Source organism: Vibrio sp. HM8-C, assembly GCF_058630515.1.
In genome coordinates, this window is record NZ_JBMMKS010000006.1 from 132826 (window position 1) to 154372 (window position 21547).

A 21547-nucleotide genomic window follows, 5' to 3' on the forward strand; every position below is an offset into this window, starting at 1 on the left:
TTTATTCTCCAAGTAAATAAGTTCCATCGCTACGAGGATCACTGGTCGCCGAAGCTTTTCCATGCGTATCAATAATGATTGCGCCAGCGTGTCCCATTAATTCGTTGTTATCCGCCACGTAAGTAACATCGTGGCCTCTTTGTTTCAGTTGTTCGCCATATTGCTGATAGAGAGATTCTTCAAGGCGTAAGTTGTTGGTTGAATCCCCCCAAGTGCGTCCTAACAACCATCTCGGAAGCGCAACTGCTTCATCCAGCGCATATCCCTGATAGTGGTAGCGGCTAAACAAACAGGCTTGAGTTTGAGGTTGCCCTTCACCACCCATGGTTCCGTAAACCATGCGTCGATCATCAGCTAATTCCGCGTATGCAGGGTTTAATGTGTGGAACGGCTTTTTACCGCCCGCAAGCACGTTGTGATGCTTAGCATCTAACGAGAAACTTTTTGAACGGATATTCCACAAAATACCTGTGGATGGCAGCACAACACCAGTGCCAAACTCCCAATAAATACTTTGAATGAAACTGACCATAGTGCCGTATTGGTCGGTTGCACCCATCCAGATAGTGTCACCCGGTTGTGCCTGATGCGGCCATGGCAATGCCTGTTCCATTGAAACTTGTGCAGTGCAACGATCAATCACTGAATCGTTCAGCCACTCTTGTAGTGGTTGAGTCAGATATTCCTCATCACACACTTCTTTATCTCGAATGATGAAAGCTTGTTTGGTTGCTTCAACCAAGAGATGTATATGGTCGACTTCGCTTTGAGCTTGTGATGCTAGTCGGTCGTATATCGCCAATATCAGCAGCGATGCGACACCTTGGGTTGGCGCGCCAAAGTTGTAAAGCTTACCTTTCGATGTTTCTACCGATAAAGGAGCCATCACTTTGGCTTGATGTTGCTCGAAATCGTCTAACGAAATGGGACTTCCGGCTTGTGCCAACTCAGCGGCGGCACTTTTTGCTACCTCTCCGCGATAGAAATCATCTAACCCATTTTCAGCAAGAGTTCTAAGTGTGTTTGCCAGCGCTTGGTTAGTGACAATGTCACCCACTGTCAGTGTTTTTCCGTCCTTGAGAAAGTGTTCTGCAAATGATTTGAGCTGCGCTAAACGACCGAATGTTTTCTCACTGGCATTCACTAAGCTTTGAGTAACTTCAATACCCTGCTGCGCCGCGATGATCGCTGGGTCTAACAAGGTATGCAAACTGAGGTTGGTTGAATCAAGCTCTAGTGCTTTTTGCCAAGCCGAAACTGTACCAGCCATAGTAATCGCAGCCTGACCTCCAAATTCTGGCAGTTCTGCACCTTGACTGCGGTAGTGTTCAACATCGACATTCATTGCAGCCGCACCACAGCCGTCAATGGCAACCGGAGTTTGACCTTGTTTGGCAATTAACCAGAAACTGTCACCACCAATGCTATTCATATGAGGATATTGCACAGCAATCATCGCCGCCGCTGAAACCATTGCCTCGCTTGCAGTGCCACCTTGATCGAGGATCTTCTGACCTACTTGAGCAGCCTTATAGTGTGGAGCGGTAAAAGCAGTTTGATATTTCATTTACTTTCTCCTTGGATCAGCTTTTCACCTGACGTCATTAGGTCTTCTTCTCGATTCGATAAACCCATAACGGATACTCCGCATGGGCCTTCTTGCAATCCTTGCATTGGCAGATGTAATTGAGGCAATCCACTTAGACCTGCAATACTGGTTAAACCCATTAGCTGAGTTCGGTAAGTCGCAAGTGCTTCGCCACTCATAGTCAACGCTGGCGGACCTGATGGTGTGGTTGGAATTGCCCAAGCAAGCGCATATTCAGTTAGATGGTAAGTAATGAGCTCACGGAATTCGGACTGCTTATCCAACGCTTGCAAATAATCCTGCTCAGAAATGGTACGAGACCACTTCACTCTCTCCAAAATTGCTGGGTCTAAACTGTCACCATGTTGTTCAAGCCATAATCCATGTTTTTGGATAATGTCGTAGCCTTGGATAGTTCTGAACAACAAGCTGAGATCGCTTAATTGCCAACCATTCTCCTGCAAGACATCACCACGGACTAACTCAATCTCAGCTTGGTCACACCAACTTATTAAACGAGCCAAGCGTTCTTCACTGAGTACTTGTGCACACTGGTTATCTAAGTAGAGATGAGTTGCACTGCGACTTTCTGATTTTGAACCAGACAACACACGCCAAACTTTGCGCAGCAATGGTAACTCGCGACTGAAAATGCCTGCGGTATCGAAACTTTTCGATAGTTCAAAGCACGCGTGAAGATCAAGCGAACCGAGTGTTGGTCGAAGACCAAACAAACCACAATAACTGGCAGGTACTCGTACAGATCCGCCGGTGTCCGTGCCGATTGAGAAATCACATTCACTGTTTGCCACGGCAACAGCACTGCCACTGGACGAGCCTCCAGGAATGCAATCTGGCGCAACAGGGTTTATTGGTGTGCCGTAGTGGATGTTCTGTCCATTTAGGCTGTATGCCAGTTCATCGGTTTGTACACGTCCGACACACTCGGCACCGTTATTGAGCAGCTTAGAGATCAATGAAGATGTGGTTGGCGCACAAGCATGCGTCGCCAACCATTGAGGATTTCCTGCTCCAGTTTTATAGCCTTTAACATCAAACAAGTCTTTAAAAACAAACTGTTTTCCGCTTAAGCTTCCGCGTTCTTTGGCAGGTAATTGTTCTGGCCCTTGAGAGCAATAGACTCGACTATCCTTAGTCATTTTACTTCCTTTTATCTTTCTATTTATTAACGACTAAACTTCATATTCTTAACGACTAATTCGTCACAGCTGCACCTTCATGTTGGCGCGCATAACGATTCGCTAATATTGCACAGTAGAAAATCTGGATTGGGTGGTAAAGCATGATAGGCAATAAGATCATGCCGAGTGTAGGATCGGTTCCAAAAATCACTTTTGCCATTGGAATACCCGCCGCCAGTGTTTTCTTAGTGCCACAGAATACTGCAGCCACTTCATCTGGAAGTTCGAAGTTTACGCGGCGTGCACCCCACTGAATTAAATGCACCATAAACAACAGAATTAGCAAACAGATCGCTATAGAAGTCGCAAGCAGCCCAATTGAGAACTCACTCCAGATGCCGTTTTCTACTGAATCACAGAACGCGTTGTAAACAATAGCCAAAATCACGTACTTATCGACTTTGCCCACCGCACCTTTGTGTTTAGAGATCCAATCAACAAGGTATGGACGAAGAATTTGACCGACGATCATTGGCAGAAGCAGAAGCTTAGCAATGGATAAAACCGAAGCCATTAAGTCAAGTTCTACCCCTTCAACACCCATAAAGAGTTGAATTAAGAATGGTGTGATCACGACGCCGATGATGCTCGATAACGATGCATTGAAAATTGCGCCCGGTACGTTGCCTTTACCTACGCTGGTCATCGCGACAGAAGATGAGATTGTGCTTGGCAGCACGAGTAAATAGCAGAAACCAAATGCTAAAGCGGCTGGCATATAGGCCATAAACGCTTCACCAAAGATCACCCACAACAACGGGTAGACAACGAAAGTCGCCGCTTGAATATACAAATGCAGACGCCAATTCGCCATACCGGCTTTAATCGCTTGTGGAGAAAGCCCTAAGCCATGGAGGAAGAAAACAATCGCCACACCGACACCGGTAAGCACATCTAGGTGAATCCATCCCCCTGATTTACCCACATCCGAGCTCACCGTTGCTAAAGCGATAGCGACGACCATGCCAACGAGAAACCATTCCTTTTTCAACTTATCGATTACATTCATAGTATTGTGTCTGCTCTTTAAATAATCCCTACATATCCATGTAAGCTTTTAATTACGTCAATTGTATACAATTATAAATACAAGTAGTGTGCCAAACTCACAAGCTACCATATCACTAGCTTACCGAATATTGTACACACAGTTTTATGCACCAGAGTCGAACAAATGCTGCATCTTAGTGCAATAAGACCAAGCATTATCAACCTGAGTATCGCTGCTGCGCACGGAAAACAATAAAAGACTGTTTGGTATACATATTGCACTACCGCTTTGTATACAACCGTAATTAGAGAGTTCCACATGTCTAACGACGATATCATTTATCAAAAAATGCTAAAGGCCATTGTTGAACATCAACTACCGCCAGGCGAACGTCTTCCAGAGGACAAACTGTCTGAAGCATTTGGTGTCAGCCGTACAGGTATTCGCAAGGTGCTGCAACGATTAGCATTAGAGCGTTTTGTTGTTATTCAACCTAATAAAGGCGCGCAAGTAAATCGACCAAGCCGAAGAGAAGCCTCCGAAGTTTGGGATAGCCGAATCATGCTTGAGCCTTTGTTGATTCCAGCAATCAGTGAGAGTTGGAACGACAAGTTATCACAACAGTTCCGCACAATGGTTGAGCTAGAAAAACAAGCTAATCTCAATGGCGAAGTTGCGCAAGCGATTCAGCTCACGGCTAAGTTCCACTATGAATTAGCCCGCGTGGGTAACAACCTTGTGCTCGCTGAATTTGTAGAGCAGCTGTGTTATCGCTCTTCATTGGTGATCGCAGCTTATGGCACACGTGAAAGTGTCAATTGCGACTGTGGCGATCACATGAGCCTAGTTGATTTACTCGACAAAGGGTTAGTTAGTGAAGCTCAACATTGGATGCGCCACCACCTAGTGCATTTGAAAGCATCCATTTCACTAACTGGCAAACAGGACACACATGTGGATTTTGGAAAACTGTTTGCCTAATTAAACCTTTTTTCCTAATTAAGCATTTTCCTAATTAAACATTGATAAAAGCACGCAACAACGGAATCAGCGATGAAAATACAATTAATTAATCCCAATACCTGCTTAGGTATGACGAGCAAAATCGCACAATCAGCACGCGCCGTATGTTTGCCTGATACACAAATTATTGCCCGCTCTCCTGAACACGGGCCTGAAAGTATTGAATGCGCTTTGGATGAAACAATTGCCGCCGCCGCGCTGCTGGATGTGATTGCTCAAGGTGAAGCGGAAAATGTAGACGCTCATATTATTGCCTGTTTTGGTGATCCTGCTATTGAAGCGGCACGCGAACTAGCCAGCGTTCCAGTCATCGGTATTGCAGGCGCAGCTTTCCAATTGGCAAGTTTGGTTTCGCACCGATTTGGCGTTGTGACGACCATGTCTCGCACCTTGCCGGCAGCAGACCATCTCTTGCATCGCTATGGATATCAGCACTTGTGTTCAGGCGTGAGAGCTACAGATATTCCTGTATTGGATCTTGAAGACCTAACCGACTCAGCCTACCAACTGCTGCTTAACGAGTGTCAATTAGCGATACGTGAAGACAAAGCAGAAGCAATTGTACTGGGCTGCGCTGGAATGTCTGACTTAGTTGAGAAGCTTTCCTCAGAGCTAAGCGTACCCGTGATTGACGGAGTAAGCGCAGCCGTCAAACTGGCTGAGTCACTCCATCAGCTCAAGCTTACGACGTCCAAAAGTGGTCAGTACGCAGCACCACTAAAAAAATCATTTAAAGGACGTTACCAACACTGGACGTCATAGCTTCTCTGACTCCGCTAGGTTCAGCCAATAAAAAGAAATGCTAAAAACGTACAACATATAAAGAAAGAAAAGCCGTTAAAAAGGAAGTTAACATGGAAGAATTTAATCCTCGTGATTACGTAGGTTATGGACGAGATAACGTTCCAGATGCCAAATGGCCCAATAATGCCAAAATCGCCATTCAGTTTGTTCTTAACTATGAAGAAGGCGGTGAAAACTGTGTTCTTCACGGAGATTCACACTCCGAAATTTTCTTATCAGAAATAGCAGGCGCAGAGGCTTACCCTACTCGCCATATGAGTATGGAATCACTTTATGAATATGGTTCACGCGCAGGTGTATGGCGCATTCTCAATGAATTTAAAAAGCGCGAACTGCCGTTAACTGTTTTCGGCGTCGCCACTGCTTTAGAGCGTAATCCAGAAGTAACCAAAGCCATTATCGAAGATGGACATGAGATTGCTTGCCACGGTCTAAAGTGGATTCACTATCAAAACATGCCGATCAAGAAAGAACGCGAACACATGAAGCAAGCGCTCGATATCATCGAACGTTTAACCGGTAAGCGCCCTATTGGTTGGTATACAGGACGAGATTCACCAAACACCCGTGAATTAGTTGCAGAGCAAAATGGCATGCTCTACGACTCCGATTACTATGGTGATGACCTGCCATTCTGGACAAATGTACCAAACAGTCAAAAACCGGGGGAAACCAGACCACATCTGGTGATTCCATATACATTAGATACCAATGACATGCGTTTTTCTTCACCTTATGGTTTTAGCCACGGCGAGGAGTTTTTCCAATATCTAAAAGAGAACTTTGATTGCCTATATGAAGAAGGCAGAGATAAACCAAAAATGATGTCGGTTGGTCTTCATTGTCGAATCATAGGTAAACCCAGTCGTTTTATGGCACTGAAGAAATTTTTGGATTACGTGCAGTCTCACGAAGGTGTTTGGATTACCACTCGCGAACAAATCGCTCGCCACTGGATTGAGCACCACCCACCTAAATAGGCTAATTTTTTTGCCGCTGGGTAAATTTCCTTCCTCTCAGCGGCCTTCTTATACTTAGATGTCTTTGCTAGCAATCAAAGTTTAAACAATCACTGATTGAGTAATAACTGATTGAGCAATAAACGATTGATCCTTGTAATCCATTATGAGCTTGAATCGTTATAAGCTTCTACCGTAACACCGTTAATCAGGTAACCGGCTTGGCCTAAATCTGACTCAACCATTTCAACATTCAATTCCCCTACAATGTAGACCACATCCCACAAGCCTTGGATTGGTACACCTTTCTCAAACTTCACATAGATAATTTGATTAGGTGGCGGTGGCGGAACGTGGATACAAGCGCCGAAATAAGGGACTAAGAGTAGCTCAGTCACCACTTCATCATTCCCTTCTAAGGGAATAACAAAGCCCGGAATACGCACTTGTTTTTCATCTAAGTCATCACGAAATCCACCCGCCAAATTTTGCGCAGGCGTGTCGCTTTCATGGTTAACTGGTGCTTTTTTCGGCATCAAAGCCACGTTGCGTTCATTTTCAGGAATCAAATCCATCCAGTCGAGAGTGATAACATCTGAACTGGGTACTGTCGTTTCTTGTGATGCAGCAGCAGTTGAAGCACTTCCCATCGCGCACGACACTGCCACTATCGCTATGCCTACATAACGTTTTAATCGAGTTTTTTTCATTGTCAGTAATTCTATTGATATCAGAAAGATACGTTAGTTATCGTTAGCCAAAAAACTACCCGCTCCATAAGACAGTAATATGACAATAATAAAAACTTCATACATCAGTAACGCATTATTCACAAAGATATTGGGTAATTGGTCTCTGTTAAGCCTTTGAACAACATGGAAATTCGAAAAAACATTTGGAGCCTATGCCCGTGAAAAGTAAAAAACTTCTATTAGTCAGTGGTATTTTGACAGCCCTAGCAGGTTGTTCTTCTCAAAGCCAAACAGCAGGTGTTACTGCACCGCAAAAAGACGATGTTTGGTTTAAACAAGCACAAGAAAATATCGCGAAAGCAAAAGCTAACCTACCGATTGATAAGCCAGCTAAGAACGTTATTTTGTTCGTTGGTGACGGTATGAGTGTTGGCACCATTACCGCTGCGCGAATTTTTGAAGGTCAACGCCGTGGTTTAATGGGTGAAGAATATCGCCTAAGCATGGAAAGCATGCCAAACATGGCGCTATCAAAAACTTACAATACCAACGCACAAACTCCAGATTCAGCGGGTACAGCATCTGCGATGGTAACAGGTGTGAAAACGAAACAAGGCGTGATTAGCGTAGATGACAACGTTCAACGTGGTTTCTGTAACACCGTGAAAGGTAACGAAGCAAAAACAGCATGGGAAATGGCGGCTGAAAAAGGCATGTCTGTCGGTGTTGTTTCTTCTGCACGTATTACCCATGCAACTCCAGCAACCACTTACGCTCACTCGGCTGACCGCGACTGGGAAAATGACGCAACAATGCCAAACATCGCGAAGAATCAAGGCTGTGTGGATATCGCTCAGCAGTTGATCAACTTTAACGACGGTAAAGGTATGGATGTCGTCTTTGGTGGCGGTCGCCGTGAATTCTTACCTGTCGATGTCGTCGATCCAGAAGGTAAAAAAGGTAAACGTAAAGATGGTCAAAACCTAGTTGAAAAATGGCAAGCACAGCACCCAGATGGTCAATACGTTTACGACCAAAAAGGTTTCGAAAGCATCCCTGCTGATGCGAAAAAAGTATTTGGTCTGTTTGAAAGCAGCCACATGCAATACGAAGCTGATCGTAAAGGTGACGAACCATCTTTAGCTGAAATGACGTCTAAAGCGATTGATCTACTGGCTCAGAATAAAGAAGGTTATGTATTGATGGTTGAAGCAGGTCGTATTGACCACGCGCACCACGAAGGTAATGCAGCTCGCGCATTATGGGATACCGTTGCTTACGATAACGCTATCAAAGCCGCGCTCGATAAAACAAATCCAGAAGATACGCTGATCATTGTTACTGCTGACCATGCACACACACTGATTTCTAATGGTTATGCTGACCGTGGCAACCCTATTCTAGGTTTATCAAAATCAAACGGTAAGCTAAGCGTTGATGCATACGGCAAAAACTACACGACATTGAGCTATGGCAACGGCCCTGGTGCAGTAGCGACTGGTGGTGCAGATCGTCCAAATCCAACGGAAGAAGAAGTGATGAAGATTGACTACCTACAACAGTCAATGATCAAGCTGGATTCAGAAACACACTCAGGTGAAGACGTTGCTATCTTTGCTCGTGGTCCTCAAGCTTACCTTTTCCAAGGTGCGGTTGAGCAAAACTACATCTTCCACGTGATGAATGAAGCGTTAGGTTTAACGAAATAACCTAATACGAGACACTCAAAAAGCAAAAGCCACCCTCTATCGACGGTGGCTTTTTTAATAAATGGAAAGTAGTAAATAAGTTAGATTGCTTCAGCTTGCATCACAGGCACTGGATATTTATGGAATCCTAGCTGGGCTGAAATGCGCTGACATGCGCCATGAAGCAGTTGAATACATTCTGCTTTACGCGTCTCGTTGTAACGAATGGTTGGTGTAGAAATCGACAAACCAGCAATAATGTTACCCATTCGATCATAGATAGGTGCAGCAAGACAACGGATCCCCGGTTCTTGCTCTTCCATACTTTCCGAATAATGCTGTTTACGAATTGGAGCCAACGCTGCCACAACCTGCTCAACGTTTTCCATCGTATTTGGCGTGTGCTTAATAAATTCGATATCGTTTAGAAGCGCTTTTACTGCTCTGTCTTCTAAGCCAGAAAGCAACATCTTGCCAATCGCCGTACTGTATAAAGGACGCGGGCGACCAATGTCTGAATGTGTAATCAGGTTATATTGCGCATCAATCTTATGTGTGTGAACGAAGCAGTCACCTTCTAATACTCCTAGATGAATTGCTTCACCAATCACATCCGAGATAAACACCATCTCTTTGTCCGCAAGTTGTTCTAAATTAATGTATTCAAGCGGACCTGCACCCAACTCAAACAGTTTTAGAGTCAAAGAGTACTCCTCGCCAACTTTAGTTACGTAGCCTAAGCTCATCATGGTTTCGAGGAAATGGATGGTTTTCGCTTTGGACATCATCAAACGTTGCGATAAATCGGACACACCGCATTTTTTATTTTCGCCCAAGGCATGCAATATATTAAACACCTTCAGTACTGAAGAGACTTGTTCCGGTAGGGTCGCTTTTTCTGTCATATCTTCTTAACCATTTATTAATATACATGTCCATTGTAACAGCTTTAATTTTAACTAACATTAATTTTAAAATGCTATTTTGTTTTTGAGAGTGAGAGTTACAGAGCAAAAATTAGATGTGGGTAGAAATTTTTGAAATGCCCTTTCATTTTTAATTGATGGTCGATTTTTTTTTTGTTATGTTTACTGCACATGATGATCAGGGAGTTCCTGTTCATATTTAATTGGGTACGTTGAGGAAAAAGTAATGATTCTTGATTCATTTGATGTGAAAGGTAAAGTTGCAATCGTAACTGGTTGTGATACTGGTCTAGGTCAAGGTATGGCTCTAGGTCTTGCACAAGCAGGTTGTGACATCGTTGGTGTGAACATTGTTGAACCAACTGAAACAATCGAACTAATCAAAGCAACTGGCCAAAAGTTCATCGACGTTCGTGCGAACCTAATGAAGTTGGACGACATCCCTTCAATCGTTAGCCGCGCTGTTGAAGAGTGTGGTCGCGTTGATATCCTAGTAAACAACGCTGGTATCATCCGTCGTAACGACGCAATCGACTTCTCTGAGCAAGACTGGGATGATGTTATGAACATCAACATCAAGTCTGTATTCTTTATGTCTCAAGCAGTAGCTAAGCAATTCATGGCTCAAGGCAACGGCGGCAAGATCATCAACATCGCTTCTATGCTTTCTTACCAAGGCGGTATCCGTGTTCCTTCATACACTGCTTCTAAGAGCGGCGTAATGGGTATCACTCGTCTAATGGCTAACGAATGGGCTAAGCACAACATCAACGTTAACGCTATCGCACCTGGTTACATGGCTACTAACAACACTGCTGCTCTACGTGCAGACGCTGACCGCAACCAAGCTATCCTTGAGCGTATCCCTGCTGACCGTTGGGGTACTCCAGAAGACCTAGCTGGTCCATGTGTGTTCCTAGCTTCTAAAGCTTCAGACTACATCAACGGCTACACTATCGCTGTTGACGGTGGTTGGTTAGCACGTTAATTCGTCTAACTGTCAGATTATGGGAAAGTGATTGTTTAACGATCACTTTCTCTATTCTGAACTGCTTTATTCTTAGCCTTTTATACTAAGATAAACGTCTAGTATTTAAGCTCTAAGAGTGTTAGTTCTAAGCGTTGACACTCAGTGTTTAGAACTAACAGTATTAATTACGTTAACGTTAGTGAGCTTCGCAGAAGACTGCTAAAAGTTTAAATAATATACGCAACTACGGTTGCAGGAGAATCTGATGAAAATTGCATTGATGATGGAAAACAGCCAAGCTGGTAAAAACGCAATGGTTCTTAACGAACTAAACACTGTTGCGGCTCCTCTTGGTCACGATGTATTCAACGTTGGTATGAGCGATGAAGCTGATCACCACCTAACTTACATCCACCTAGGCATCATGGCTAGCATCCTTCTTAACTCTAAAGCAGTTGACTTCGTAGTTGCAGGTTGTGGTACTGGTCAAGGCGCAATGATGTCTCTAAACCTACACCCAGGTGTTGTTTGTGGTTACTGCCTAGAGCCATCTGACGCTTTCCTATTCAACCAAATCAACAACGGTAACGCTATTGCTCTAGCATTCGCTAAAGGCTTTGGTTGGGCTGGCGAACTTAACGTACGTTACATGTTCGAAAAAGCTTTCACTGGCCCACGTGGCGAAGGCTACCCTAAAGAGCGTGCTGAACCACAACAACGTAACGCTGGCATCCTAAGCCAAGTTAAATCTGCAGTAGCTAAAGACAGCATCGTTGAAGCTCTACGTTCAATCGACCAAGAGCTAGTGAAAACTGCTGTTGGCGGCGCTCGTTTCCAAGAGTGTTTCTTCAGCAACTGCCAAGATGCAGAACTTGAAGCTTACGTTAAGTCTTTAATCGCTTAATTGTGAGTAAATCATTTATCGGGAATAGATGATTTTAAGCCAACCAGTTCTGGTTGGCTTTTTTCGATTAAATATGGTCGAAATATTTTAATTTTTTATAAGACAGCTGCTTTATATAACCATATGGATAGTTGTTTTATTTTTGCTTATTACGCCTTGTTTCATTACGAGTTTAGATTCAATCAAATCTCGTAATACATACGGAGTTTTCCTATGAACCAAATCAAAAAAGTGGCGATCATCGGCGAATGCATGGTCGAACTTAGAAAAAACGAAGGTGCAGTTGAACAAGGATTTGGTGGCGACACTTTAAATACTGCTGTTTACCTATCTCGTCTTACTCAGTCTGCTGGTGTTACGACTTCGTACGTAACGGGCCTTGGCAAAGACCCTTTCAGTACAGAAATGCTATCAGCATGGAAACAAGAAGGTCTTAACACAGATATGGTTTTCCTATCTGAGAAAAAATTGCCGGGTATCTACACAATCCAGACTCGTGAAGATGGTGAAAGAAGCTTCTTCTACTGGCGTAATGATGCAGCAGCAAAATACTGGCTACGTGATGTTCAACTTGAAGAGCTTGAGAAACAGCTTTGCGAACATCAAATGATTTACCTAAGCGGTATCAGTGTTGCGATTCTTCCTGAAGATTGTCTGAAGTCACTTATCGAAGTTCTCACTAAATGCCGTGCGAAAGGCGTTAAGATTGCTTTCGATAACAACTTCCGCCCTGCTCTATGGTCTTCTATTGAAGACGCGAAGAAAGTGTACACTGAGATCCTAAAAATCACTGATATTGCTTTCCTTACTTTCGATGACGAAGTCCTACTATGGGGCGACAGCGAAGAGACGCAAGCAATCGAGCGTACTCAAGGCTTCGGCGTTGAAGAGATCGTAGTTAAACGTGGTGCAGATGCTTGTTTCGTTATTACCGGCGGTGAGCAATACACTGTTGCAGCGAACAAGATCTCTAACGTGATTGATACAACAGCAGCAGGTGACTCATTCAGTGCAGGTTACCTAGCGAAACGAATTCTTGGAGGCAGCGAAGAACAATCTGCTTCTGCTGGTCACCTAGTGGCTGGAACCGTTATTCAATACCGTGGTGCTATCATTCCAAATAGCGCAATGCCAACAGTTTAAGGAAGAGAAGATGAAAGATTTAAACCAACAACTATCTGAAATCAAAGTTGTTCCTGTAATCGCAATCAAAGATGCAGACAAAGCAGTGAAACTTGCTGAAGTTCTAATTGAAAACGGCCTACCATGTGCAGAAGTTACTTTCCGTACAGAAGCTGCAGTTCAAGCAATCAAGAACATGCGTGAAGCTTTCCCTGAAATGCTGATCGGTGCTGGTACAGTTCTAACAACTGCGCAAGTTGACGAAGCTATCGACGCTGGCGTTGATTTCATCGTAAGCCCAGGTTTCAACCCAACTACGGTTAAATACTGCCAACAACGTGGTGCGACAATCGTACCTGGCGTAAACAACCCTAGCCTTGTTGAACAAGCAATGGAAATGGGTCTACGTACTCTTAAATTCTTCCCAGCTGAACCTTCAGGCGGCGTTAACATGCTTAAAGCACTAACTGCTGTTTACCCTGTTAAATTCATGCCTACTGGTGGCGTAAGCCCTAAAAACGTTAACGACTACCTAGCAATCCCTAGCGTTCTAGCTTGTGGTGGTACTTGGATGGTTCCAAACGATCTTATCGATGGCGAAAAATGGGATGAACTAGCTGCACTTGTTAAAGACGTAGCTAACGTAATCGCAAAATAATTAATTCCCCTCCCTTAGGGAATTAATGCAGAAAGCCTAACTCAAAGAGTTAGGCTTTTTTATTATTTATCGAGGCTAAAGTGCAACCCCTTTCTTAAAACCTCAGCCCAGAATAACCATACAAGTGCTGATATTTCTTAATAATGGGCTGCCGTTATGATAAAGACAGTTTTTCATCACTTTGAGTATTTGGCGCTAACAATGAACAGACCACTATCGTGATGATAGAAATTATAAATCCAGGGACTACACCGAATAAGTCAAAGATTCCCCCATCCATAATTTCCCATATCAACGCAACCGAAGCCCCAGTTATCATGCCTAAAATAGCAGCTGTTTTTGTCATCGCAGACCAAAATAAACTCATCAGTATCACTGGACCAAATGCAGCACCAAATCCCCCCCAAGCAAAGGCGACCATACTCAGCAGCGTCTTATCTGCCTTATTGAACGCAAGCATTAGACCAATAAGAGCAACAATGACGACACCGAGACGAGCAACAAAAAGCACTTCTTTGTCAGATGCAGATTTGCGCAAATAAGTCTTGTACAAGTCTTCCGAGATTGTCGTCGAACATACCAAAAGCTGTGAATCTATCGTACTCATAATTGCAGCTAGAACACCTGCGATTATCAAGCCAGCCACTAACGGGTGATAAAAAGCCTGAGCCAACGCAATAAAGACTGTTTCTGGGTTATCAAGTTTTGGCTCAAAATAGTAAGAGCCTAATATTCCGACAACAACAGCAGACAACATAGTGATTGTTGACCACACCATTGCGATACGACGAGAAACCTTAATGTCTTCTACACTTCGTACACTCATAAAGCGCACAAGTACATGAGGCTGCCCAATATAACCAATACACCAGCCACTCAGTGATAGTAACCCTAATAACCAACCATCCGAAGGTTTAAGACTCTCAAATGATAAGCTACTGACTATCTGATTGTATGAAACATCATACTCTGGTGCGTTAAACACAAAGAACAAACTCAGCGCTGTAATGAAAAGCGATAACGCCATCATTAGTCCCTGAAAAAAATCTGTCCAGCAAACCGCAAGATAACCGCCCATAAAGGTGTAAGAAACAATAACAACTGAGCCTATGACAAGAGCCAGCTCGTAACTTAAACCAAAAGTGCTTTCGAATAAAACCGCTCCACCACTTAAGCCTGCCGCCACATACAAAGTAAAAAACAAAAGCGTCACTAATGCGGACGTTAGCTGCAAGGCGTTTGTTTTGTCTTCGAAACGATTATGCAAATACTCAGGGATAGTTTGAGCATCATTCAACTCTTCAGTAGCAACACGGAGTTTAGGTGCAATGAATTTCCAGTTAATGTATACGCCCATTAGCGTAAAAAGAATGATCCAGATTGAACCCAAACCGCCCGCATAAAGCGCACCTGGTAGCCCCATCAAAGCCCAGCCACTCAGGTCAGAAGCACCTGCGCTTAAAGCTGCCACACTTGGTGGCAGATTACGAGAGCCCAGAATATAGTCAGATACTGTATTCGTCTTTTTATAGAAATAGTAACCGATCGCTAACATTCCCATTAAATAGAAAATGAAAGCAGCATATGTATAAGCCATAAGCATTCCTCCTTAAATGCAGTTAAAAATTCAAGGGGATGAACTAGTAGCTTGAAGACCCATCACCAGTTAAGTTATGTCTTTCAGTACCTTTAAGCGGCGGGTTAAACACAGAGACTAAAACCATGTCTCCTTGTTCAGAAGCTCGTAAATAGTGCTTGTCGTTCTTATCTAATACGTAAATGTCACCTTGAGTGATTTTGTAGACATTACCTTCCATGTCTTCAACTTCGCCGTTGCCAGCGATGCAATAACAAGCTTCCAAGTGATTTTTATATTCCAAAACAGATTCAGAACCTTGCGAAACAACGGTATGACAAACCGTAAAACCCATACCATCTTTTTCAGTAAGTAAACGGTGACTAGTACCATTACCCCATTCTACAAAGTAATCACTATTCGCTACATCATTTAAGCTTCTTACAAACATAACCATTCCTTATGAAATTAATTCACCAATATTTTACGTTTAGGCAACCTATTTAACGTAAATTGATGCTATCACTTGCCTTTTAGCACAACAAATGATCAAATCTAGACTAATAGATGAGAAAAACTTGGTTATTATGAAGAAGAGTATCAGTAATTTAATTCCACCTCTAAATGCCTTGAAAGCATTTAATAGCGCGGCTAAATACGAAAGCTATTCACAAGCAGCAGAAGAACTTCATGTCACGAGCACGGCAATTAGCCATCAGATATCCAATTTGGAAGAATGGTTTGGTATAGAACTGTTTAAGAAGAAAGGGAGAAATATAAAACTGACGCAAACGGGTCGTGAGCTTAATCACCGTACTGAACAACTCTTCGATGAACTAGCGAATATTGCCACTGATTTTAAAGTAAGGGGTCGTAAAAGCTCACTTGTTGTGGGTTGTATTCCATCTATTGCGACACGTTGGTTGGTTCCCAACTTAAAGAGTTTTACTGAGCTGCACCCTGACGTAGAAGTACAGGTTCTATACGCAGATATGAAGGATCAACTTGCTGGGAGTAACTACGACGTACTCATTACTTACATAGAGCAAAAATCCGGCGATGTGATTGAAGTGCCTTTTATTTCAAGAGATACCTATGCTGTGTGTAGCCCAAAGTTCTTGCAAGAAAACGGGCCATTTAAAGAACCAATCGATCTCCTTCAAACCGCAGTGATTCATGATGAAAGCAAAGATGGCTGGACAGAATGGTTCAAGCTAGCAGGAGTCAATATTGAGGATGGATTACCAGGCAATACATACGCCGATTTCAATCTGTTGGTTATATCTGCAATTGCCGGACATGGCGTTGCACTCTGCCCAATTGGTGCGTTCCGTGATGAATTTAAACGGGGAGATTTAATCACTCTGTTTGATATCGCGACCAATTCAGACAAATTTTATAATATCTGTAAGCGAAAAGACGCTTCCAAAGCTGTCATGTCATTTGTTGAATGGTTTATTGATGTGTGCAAGTAGCGCTATCAAACACGTAAGAAAAACTTTGATAACGCTACATTACAAACCAGATTATTTAATCTGTTTATTCTAATTAAGACAGGTTCTGATTTAACTTGCTTGCAAGCTCAATCAATTCGCGTTTGGTGTTTTCCAGATCTTCGATGTGATGGTGAACAGTGTTTGAGTTCAGCGTCATATACGGAATAGTAATGGTCGCTAAAACATCCCCTAGTACACCAAAGATCGGCACACTGATGTTGGTTACACCTTTGATCTGAGGACTTTCACCCACGTAGTAGCCACGCTCTCTTGTCGCTTCTACATGGCTTAATGCATGCGCTTTTTCTTCTGGGGTTGCATCCAATCTGTCTAATACCGATTGGCGTTTTTCTTCACTGAGAAAACTCAAGAATACGATACCCGAACCCGATGAACATATATCAATGATAGAACCCAATCTCAGGCTGAAACCCATTTTATACGGGCTCTCATGGCGCGCGATAACCGCCATTTCACCGTTACTGTATGCCGACATATGGCAAGACTGGTTAACCTTATTGCAGATGTCTTCCATCAAAGGCGTTGCACGTTTTAAAAGCTGTGCTATCGGTGGATGTTGGTTCGACAACGCAAACATTTTAAGTGTTAGCGCATAGGTTGATGTGTAGCTGTCATATTCAATGAACTGTTTTTCAACCAACACAGATAACATACGAAAAATTTCGTTGATGCTTCTATCTAAGCTTTCCGCAATCTGTTTTTTACTCAGCGGTTCATCTTGTTGAGCAAGGAGCTCAAGAATATCTAAGCCTTTTTCTAGCGCAGGCGCTCTATATTCAGTCTTCTTAACTGATTCCATTACCATTTACTCAATACATGCCCATCAAAACGAGCCGATAATACTCGAAATGAACTTTGTTTGTCTCATACCGATGCCCGCTATTTTAAAACTGGCATTGGTATAAAAAGCATTTTGTTAATAAGCGCACACGCCTATATCTAAAAGAAAACAACCCCAGACAAGGCTGAGGTTGTTTTTGATAAATCATAGTACTTACTTAATCAAACCCATCGCTTGTGGAAGCGTCATTGAGATTGCTGGAATGTAAGTTACTAACATCAGTACCGCAAAAATCACGAAGAAGAACGGTAGCAATGTTTTGATTACTGAATCGATGCTGATACCACTCACTTTACAACCGGTAAACAGAATCGGTCCTACTGGCGGTGTAATCGTACCTAGTGAAAGGTTGAATACTAATAGGATACCGAACTGTACTGGATCCATACCTAAGCCCATACAAATTGGTAGGAAGATAGGTGTAAAGATAAGTACTGCTGGTGTTGGGTCCATAAATGTACCCACAAACAACAAGATAATGTTAATGATCAATAGGATGATGATTGGGTTATCAGTCAAACCTAGTAGCATATCTGCAATCATTCCTGGGATCTGTGTAAATGCCATTACCCAAGACATGATTGACGAAGTTGCCAGCATGAAGATAACAATAGCCGTCATTTTTGCTGATTGTAGGAAGATTTCTGGCAGTCTTCTGAAATCTAGCGAACGGTACATTGCGCTCAATAGTAGCGAGTAGACAACCGCGATTGCTGAAGCTTCTGTTGCTGTAAATACACCACCTAAGATACCGCCAATTACAACGATGATCAGAGACAAACTTGGGATTGCATCCACTGTTACTTGAACACACTCTTTAAGCGTCATACGGTGTTTAGCGATGTAACCACGACGTTTTGCCATTACACCAGCAACAAGCATTACACCTAGCCCCCAAAGGATACCCGGGATGTAACCACCCATGAACAATGCAGAGATAGATACACTACCCGCTACTGTTGCGTAAACGATCAACGTGTTGCTTGGTGGAATCAACATACCTGTTGGTGCTGACGCGATGTTTACCGCAGTGCTAAAGCGCTTGTCGTAACCTTCTTTCTCTTGGATTGGTGACATGATGCCGCCGATAGCCGCCGCAGATGCTACACCAGAACCACTGATTGAACCGAACAGCATGTTCGATACAACGTTAGTTTGAGCAAGAGAACCAGGGAAGAAACCACTGACAATCTTTGAGAAGTTAATCAACCGTATCGCTATACCGCCGTTATTCATGATGTTACCAGCAAGAATAAAGAACGGAATGGCGAGCAGAGCAAAGGAGTCTAAGCCTACGAACATACGTTGTGCTGACGTAACCATTGCACCTTGTGCAGGCAGGATAACCATCATTGCGCCGAAAGATGAGATACCTACAGCGATAGCAATCGGTGCGCCTATCACGAGGAAGAAGACCACACCGGCGAACATAATTAAGGCAGCTGTTAATGCTAAGTCCATGACTAACTCCTACTCTGCCGAAGAACGTAATTGCTTCCAGCGCTCGACTAGCTGCAATTCATTGTAAATAAAATAGAAAACCATTAACGCGCCGCTGATTGGAATCGCTGCGTAAATCGTTCCCATTGGAATTTGTAGTGCAGAATCTAACTGCCACATTTGGCGCGTTGCGCTGCTGTATCCACCAAAAATCATGATTGATAGAGCGAAAGTTACAATCGCTAGTTCGATAAACGCTTCAACGATGATTTGTGTTTTTTGGGAGAACTTCTCTTTGATAAAAGAGATAGCCATGTGTTCTTTCAAACCGAAAACAAGCGCACTACCAAACAACACTAACCAGATAAACAGGTAGCGAGAAAGCACTTCACTTACCGCGCTTGGGCTATTGAAAACGTAACGAACAACTACTTGATAAGTAACAAGAATAGTCATAAGGGCAACAATGGAAATACAGAACCAAGAAACGATCTTGTCTAACCAATGTTTAACGACAGAAAAAACTTTAAATAAGCCACTTGGAGTATGGTCTAACATAACATCTTACCTTGTTATGGCTAAAGCCGAAGGCTAATGAGGCCGAGCAAACGCTCGGCCATATTACCGGTGAAAATTATTGCAGTGCTGCAACTTTTTCGAATAGATCTTTTTGCTCTGGAGTCTTGATTAGGTCTTTTTGTAGAGCGCTGCAAGACTCTTGGAAAGGTTTGATATCAACTTCTACGAAAGTTGCACCTTTATCCATAGCTGTTTTCTTAGCTGTTTCGATTTGAGCATTCCATAGAGCGAATTCGCTTACTGTGCTCTCTTTCGCTAGCTTTTTGAATGTAGCTTGGTCTTCTTTAGACATAGTTGATAGGAAGTAGCTGCTTGCTACTACTAGGTCTGGAACCATTAGGTGACGAGTAGCAGAGAAGTATGGAGCCACTTCGTATTGCTTAAGGTCAGCGTAAGTGATTTCGTTGTTTTCTGCACCATCAAGAACGCCTTGTTGTACTGCAGTGTAAACTTCACCTTGGCTCATTGGAACACCAGTACCACCCATGCAAGAAAGCATCTTGATCATAGTGTCAGATTGCATTACACGGATTTTCTTACCTTTCATGTCTGCAACGTTTGCTACAGAGTTACCTTTTGTGTACATGCTACGTGCACCAGCTGTGTATGCTGTTAGTACTTCAAAACCGAATTTTTGAGTAGATGCAAATAGGTTATCTAGTACGCCAGAAGTAAATACTTTCTCTTGGTGTGCTGAACCTGTGTACACGTAAGGCATACCGATTACAGCAAATGTTTTGTCGTAGTTTTCAACCAATGGGTTAGCTACAACCGCCATTTGAATTGCGCCGTTTTGTACTAGCTCAAGTGCTGCACGTTGGTCGCCTAATAGTTCGTTAGGGAAAATGTTTAGTTTGTAACGACCATCAGTTTCTTTGTTTAGCTTCTCACCGAACTCTTTAAGAGCTAGGTACTGTGGGTGCTTGTCAGATTGGTTGAAAGCAGCTTTGATTTCAGTTGCAGCAGATGCAATTGAAGAGTAGCTCAGTGCGCTACCAACAACTGTTGCGATAGCTGCTAATTTTAGGGCAGATTTCTTAAACATCATGTTTCTCCGTAGGATACAAATAGGTTTTTTGTTATCGAATTTCGTTCATATCAACGAAATCCATATCGTCGAATGTTTGGTTCTCACCCAACATTCCCCACACAAAACTGTAGTTTTGAGTGCCACAACCAGAGTGAATTGACCAGCTTGGAGATAGAACAAGTTGGTGGTTTCTCACTACGATGTGACGCGTTTCTGTTGGTTCACCCATGAAGTGGAATACCACTTGAGATGGTTGAACGTTGAAATATAGGTAAGCTTCCATACGACGTTCATGAGTATGAGCTGGCATTGTGTTCCAAACGCTACCTGGTTTCAGATGAGTAACGCCCATGCAAAGTTGGCAAGTTGGCAGTACATCTGGGTGTAGGTATTGGTTAATCACACGGTCGTTAGCAGTTTCTAATGATCCCAACTCAACAACGCGAGCTTCACTACGCAAAATAGTGCGTGATGGATATGTGTGATGAGCAGGAGCGCTTAAACAGTAAAGTTTTGCGAAATCACCTTCCAATGCACGAAACTCGATATCTTGCTCGCCTTTACCTAGGTAAACCGCATCCAAGTGCTCTAACACGTAAACACCGTTTTGAGTGCGAACTTCTGCTTTCTCGCCCAAGTTCACAATGCCCAATTCGCGGCGTTGTAAGAAATAGTCAGTACCAAAAGCTTTGTTATCAACAAAGTCTTCAAGTTTAAGAACTGCATTGCTTGGGCTGATACCCATAGCCACTACACGGTCGATGTGGCTGTACACAAGTGTAATTTCACCTTGCTTAAACAATTCTTCAGTTAGGAATTCTTCTCTTAAACGATCCGTATCGTACGACTTCGCGTCTTTTGGATTGTTGTTGTAATTAATGTGCATAGCACCCTCCTTTAAGATGCGAGAAATTTATCACTCATTTATATTTGAACAAATTCATTCATATTTGATTTGTGATCGTTTTAGTACTTTCGAATAACGGTGCCTGATATTTTTTGAGCTAACTCAAACAAAATGCAGATTTATGAACTCG

Annotated in this window: 21 protein-coding genes; 9 read left to right on the plus strand and 12 right to left on the minus strand. The window is 43.0% G+C overall.

The window, feature by feature from the left end; all coding sequences use genetic code 11:
• Position 1 precedes the first annotated feature (1 nt).
• Genes ACOSVQ_RS09390 through ACOSVQ_RS09400 form a run of 3 tightly spaced genes read right to left on the minus strand, consistent with a single transcriptional unit; the run spans position 2 to position 3799 of the window.
• Positions 2-1567 carry a gamma-glutamyltransferase family protein gene (locus ACOSVQ_RS09390; protein ID WP_491982308.1) on the minus strand — a complete coding sequence of 522 codons (1566 nt, stop codon included), beginning with the start codon at positions 1565-1567 and terminating at the stop codon, positions 2-4.
• The gene (locus ACOSVQ_RS09395) at positions 1564-2748 is read right to left on the minus strand and encodes an amidase (RefSeq protein ID WP_491982309.1); all 1185 of its coding nucleotides are present in this window, start codon (positions 2746-2748) and stop codon (positions 1564-1566) included. The genes ACOSVQ_RS09390 and ACOSVQ_RS09395 overlap by 4 nt, the downstream gene beginning before the upstream one ends.
• Before the next feature lie 55 nt (positions 2749-2803).
• Positions 2804-3799 carry a bile acid:sodium symporter family protein gene (locus tag ACOSVQ_RS09400; protein WP_491982311.1) on the minus strand — a complete coding sequence of 332 codons (996 nt, stop codon included), beginning with the start codon at positions 3797-3799 and terminating at the stop codon, positions 2804-2806.
• Between the two features lie 300 nt (positions 3800-4099).
• Between ACOSVQ_RS09400 and ACOSVQ_RS09405 the strand changes: the two genes are divergently transcribed.
• From ACOSVQ_RS09405 to puuE, 3 genes are all read left to right on the plus strand, one after another.
• Positions 4100-4762 (plus strand): GntR family transcriptional regulator, encoded by a 663-nt coding sequence (locus ACOSVQ_RS09405; protein WP_491982313.1) that lies wholly within the window; start codon positions 4100-4102, stop codon positions 4760-4762.
• A 72-nt stretch (positions 4763-4834) separates the two neighbouring features.
• Positions 4835-5566, plus strand: a complete 732-nt coding sequence (locus tag ACOSVQ_RS09410; RefSeq protein ID WP_491982315.1) for an aspartate/glutamate racemase family protein — start codon at positions 4835-4837, stop codon at positions 5564-5566.
• Between the two features lie 92 nt (positions 5567-5658).
• Positions 5659-6588: an allantoinase PuuE gene (puuE, locus tag ACOSVQ_RS09415; protein WP_491982316.1), complete on the plus strand. Its 930-nt coding sequence runs from the start codon at positions 5659-5661 to the stop codon at positions 6586-6588.
• A gap of 143 nt (positions 6589-6731) precedes the next feature.
• Here the strand turns inward: puuE and ACOSVQ_RS09420 are convergent, their stop codons facing one another.
• Positions 6732-7217 carry a DUF3299 domain-containing protein gene (locus tag ACOSVQ_RS09420; RefSeq protein WP_491982389.1) on the minus strand — a complete coding sequence of 162 codons (486 nt, stop codon included), beginning with the start codon at positions 7215-7217 and terminating at the stop codon, positions 6732-6734.
• A gap of 260 nt (positions 7218-7477) precedes the next feature.
• On the opposite strand from ACOSVQ_RS09420, the gene ACOSVQ_RS09425 reads away from it, so the two are divergent.
• Complete coding sequence (locus ACOSVQ_RS09425; protein ID WP_491982318.1) at positions 7478-8968, plus strand: alkaline phosphatase family protein; 1491 nt, start codon at positions 7478-7480, stop codon at positions 8966-8968.
• An 80-nt stretch (positions 8969-9048) separates the two neighbouring features.
• On the opposite strand, the gene kdgR is transcribed toward ACOSVQ_RS09425, so the two are convergent.
• A complete protein-coding gene (gene kdgR, locus ACOSVQ_RS09430) occupies positions 9049-9852 on the minus strand; it encodes a DNA-binding transcriptional regulator KdgR (RefSeq protein ID WP_491982320.1) in 804 nt (267 codons plus the stop codon).
• A 247-nt stretch (positions 9853-10099) separates the two neighbouring features.
• Between kdgR and kduD the strand changes: the two genes are divergently transcribed.
• The 4 genes from kduD (at position 10100) to ACOSVQ_RS09450 (ending at position 13527) form a co-directional block, all read left to right on the plus strand.
• Positions 10100-10861 carry a 2-dehydro-3-deoxy-D-gluconate 5-dehydrogenase KduD gene (gene kduD / locus ACOSVQ_RS09435; protein ID WP_165311209.1) on the plus strand — a complete coding sequence of 254 codons (762 nt, stop codon included), beginning with the start codon at positions 10100-10102 and terminating at the stop codon, positions 10859-10861.
• A gap of 247 nt (positions 10862-11108) precedes the next feature.
• Complete coding sequence (locus tag ACOSVQ_RS09440) at positions 11109-11747, plus strand: RpiB/LacA/LacB family sugar-phosphate isomerase (protein ID WP_416923792.1); 639 nt, start codon at positions 11109-11111, stop codon at positions 11745-11747.
• A 213-nt stretch (positions 11748-11960) separates the two neighbouring features.
• Positions 11961-12890 carry a 2-dehydro-3-deoxygluconokinase gene (gene kdgK, locus ACOSVQ_RS09445; RefSeq protein WP_491982322.1) on the plus strand — a complete coding sequence of 310 codons (930 nt, stop codon included), beginning with the start codon at positions 11961-11963 and terminating at the stop codon, positions 12888-12890.
• A 10-nt stretch (positions 12891-12900) separates the two neighbouring features.
• The gene (locus tag ACOSVQ_RS09450) at positions 12901-13527 is read left to right on the plus strand and encodes a bifunctional 4-hydroxy-2-oxoglutarate aldolase/2-dehydro-3-deoxy-phosphogluconate aldolase (protein ID WP_491982323.1); all 627 of its coding nucleotides are present in this window, start codon (positions 12901-12903) and stop codon (positions 13525-13527) included.
• Between the two features lie 154 nt (positions 13528-13681).
• Here the strand turns inward: ACOSVQ_RS09450 and putP are convergent, their stop codons facing one another.
• Both putP and ACOSVQ_RS09460 read right to left on the minus strand, forming a co-directional pair.
• Positions 13682-15124, minus strand: coding sequence for a sodium/proline symporter PutP (gene putP / locus ACOSVQ_RS09455; RefSeq protein WP_491982325.1), 1443 nt, complete (start codon positions 15122-15124; stop codon positions 13682-13684).
• A 43-nt stretch (positions 15125-15167) separates the two neighbouring features.
• Entirely contained in the window at positions 15168-15554 is a 387-nt protein-coding gene (locus tag ACOSVQ_RS09460) for an ectoine synthase (RefSeq protein ID WP_491982327.1), read from the minus strand.
• A gap of 94 nt (positions 15555-15648) precedes the next feature.
• Between ACOSVQ_RS09460 and ACOSVQ_RS09465 the strand changes: the two genes are divergently transcribed.
• A complete protein-coding gene (locus ACOSVQ_RS09465; protein ID WP_491982328.1) occupies positions 15649-16578 on the plus strand; it encodes a LysR substrate-binding domain-containing protein in 930 nt (309 codons plus the stop codon).
• Between the two features lie 73 nt (positions 16579-16651).
• Here ACOSVQ_RS09465 and ACOSVQ_RS09470 read toward each other — a convergent pair whose 3' ends face one another.
• The 5 genes from ACOSVQ_RS09470 to kduI form a co-directional block, all read right to left on the minus strand.
• Complete coding sequence (locus ACOSVQ_RS09470; RefSeq protein WP_491982329.1) at positions 16652-17419, minus strand: IclR family transcriptional regulator; 768 nt, start codon at positions 17417-17419, stop codon at positions 16652-16654.
• Positions 17420-17614: 195 nt separating this feature from the next.
• Positions 17615-18922 (minus strand): TRAP transporter large permease, encoded by a 1308-nt coding sequence (locus tag ACOSVQ_RS09475; protein ID WP_491982331.1) that lies wholly within the window; start codon positions 18920-18922, stop codon positions 17615-17617.
• A 9-nt stretch (positions 18923-18931) separates the two neighbouring features.
• Positions 18932-19459 carry a TRAP transporter small permease gene (locus ACOSVQ_RS09480; RefSeq protein ID WP_491982332.1) on the minus strand — a complete coding sequence of 176 codons (528 nt, stop codon included), beginning with the start codon at positions 19457-19459 and terminating at the stop codon, positions 18932-18934.
• A 76-nt stretch (positions 19460-19535) separates the two neighbouring features.
• A complete protein-coding gene (locus ACOSVQ_RS09485; RefSeq protein ID WP_102943079.1) occupies positions 19536-20525 on the minus strand; it encodes a TRAP transporter substrate-binding protein in 990 nt (329 codons plus the stop codon).
• Positions 20526-20559: 34 nt separating this feature from the next.
• A complete protein-coding gene (kduI, locus tag ACOSVQ_RS09490; RefSeq protein WP_491982334.1) occupies positions 20560-21396 on the minus strand; it encodes a 5-dehydro-4-deoxy-D-glucuronate isomerase in 837 nt (278 codons plus the stop codon).
• Positions 21397-21547 lie beyond the last annotated feature (151 nt).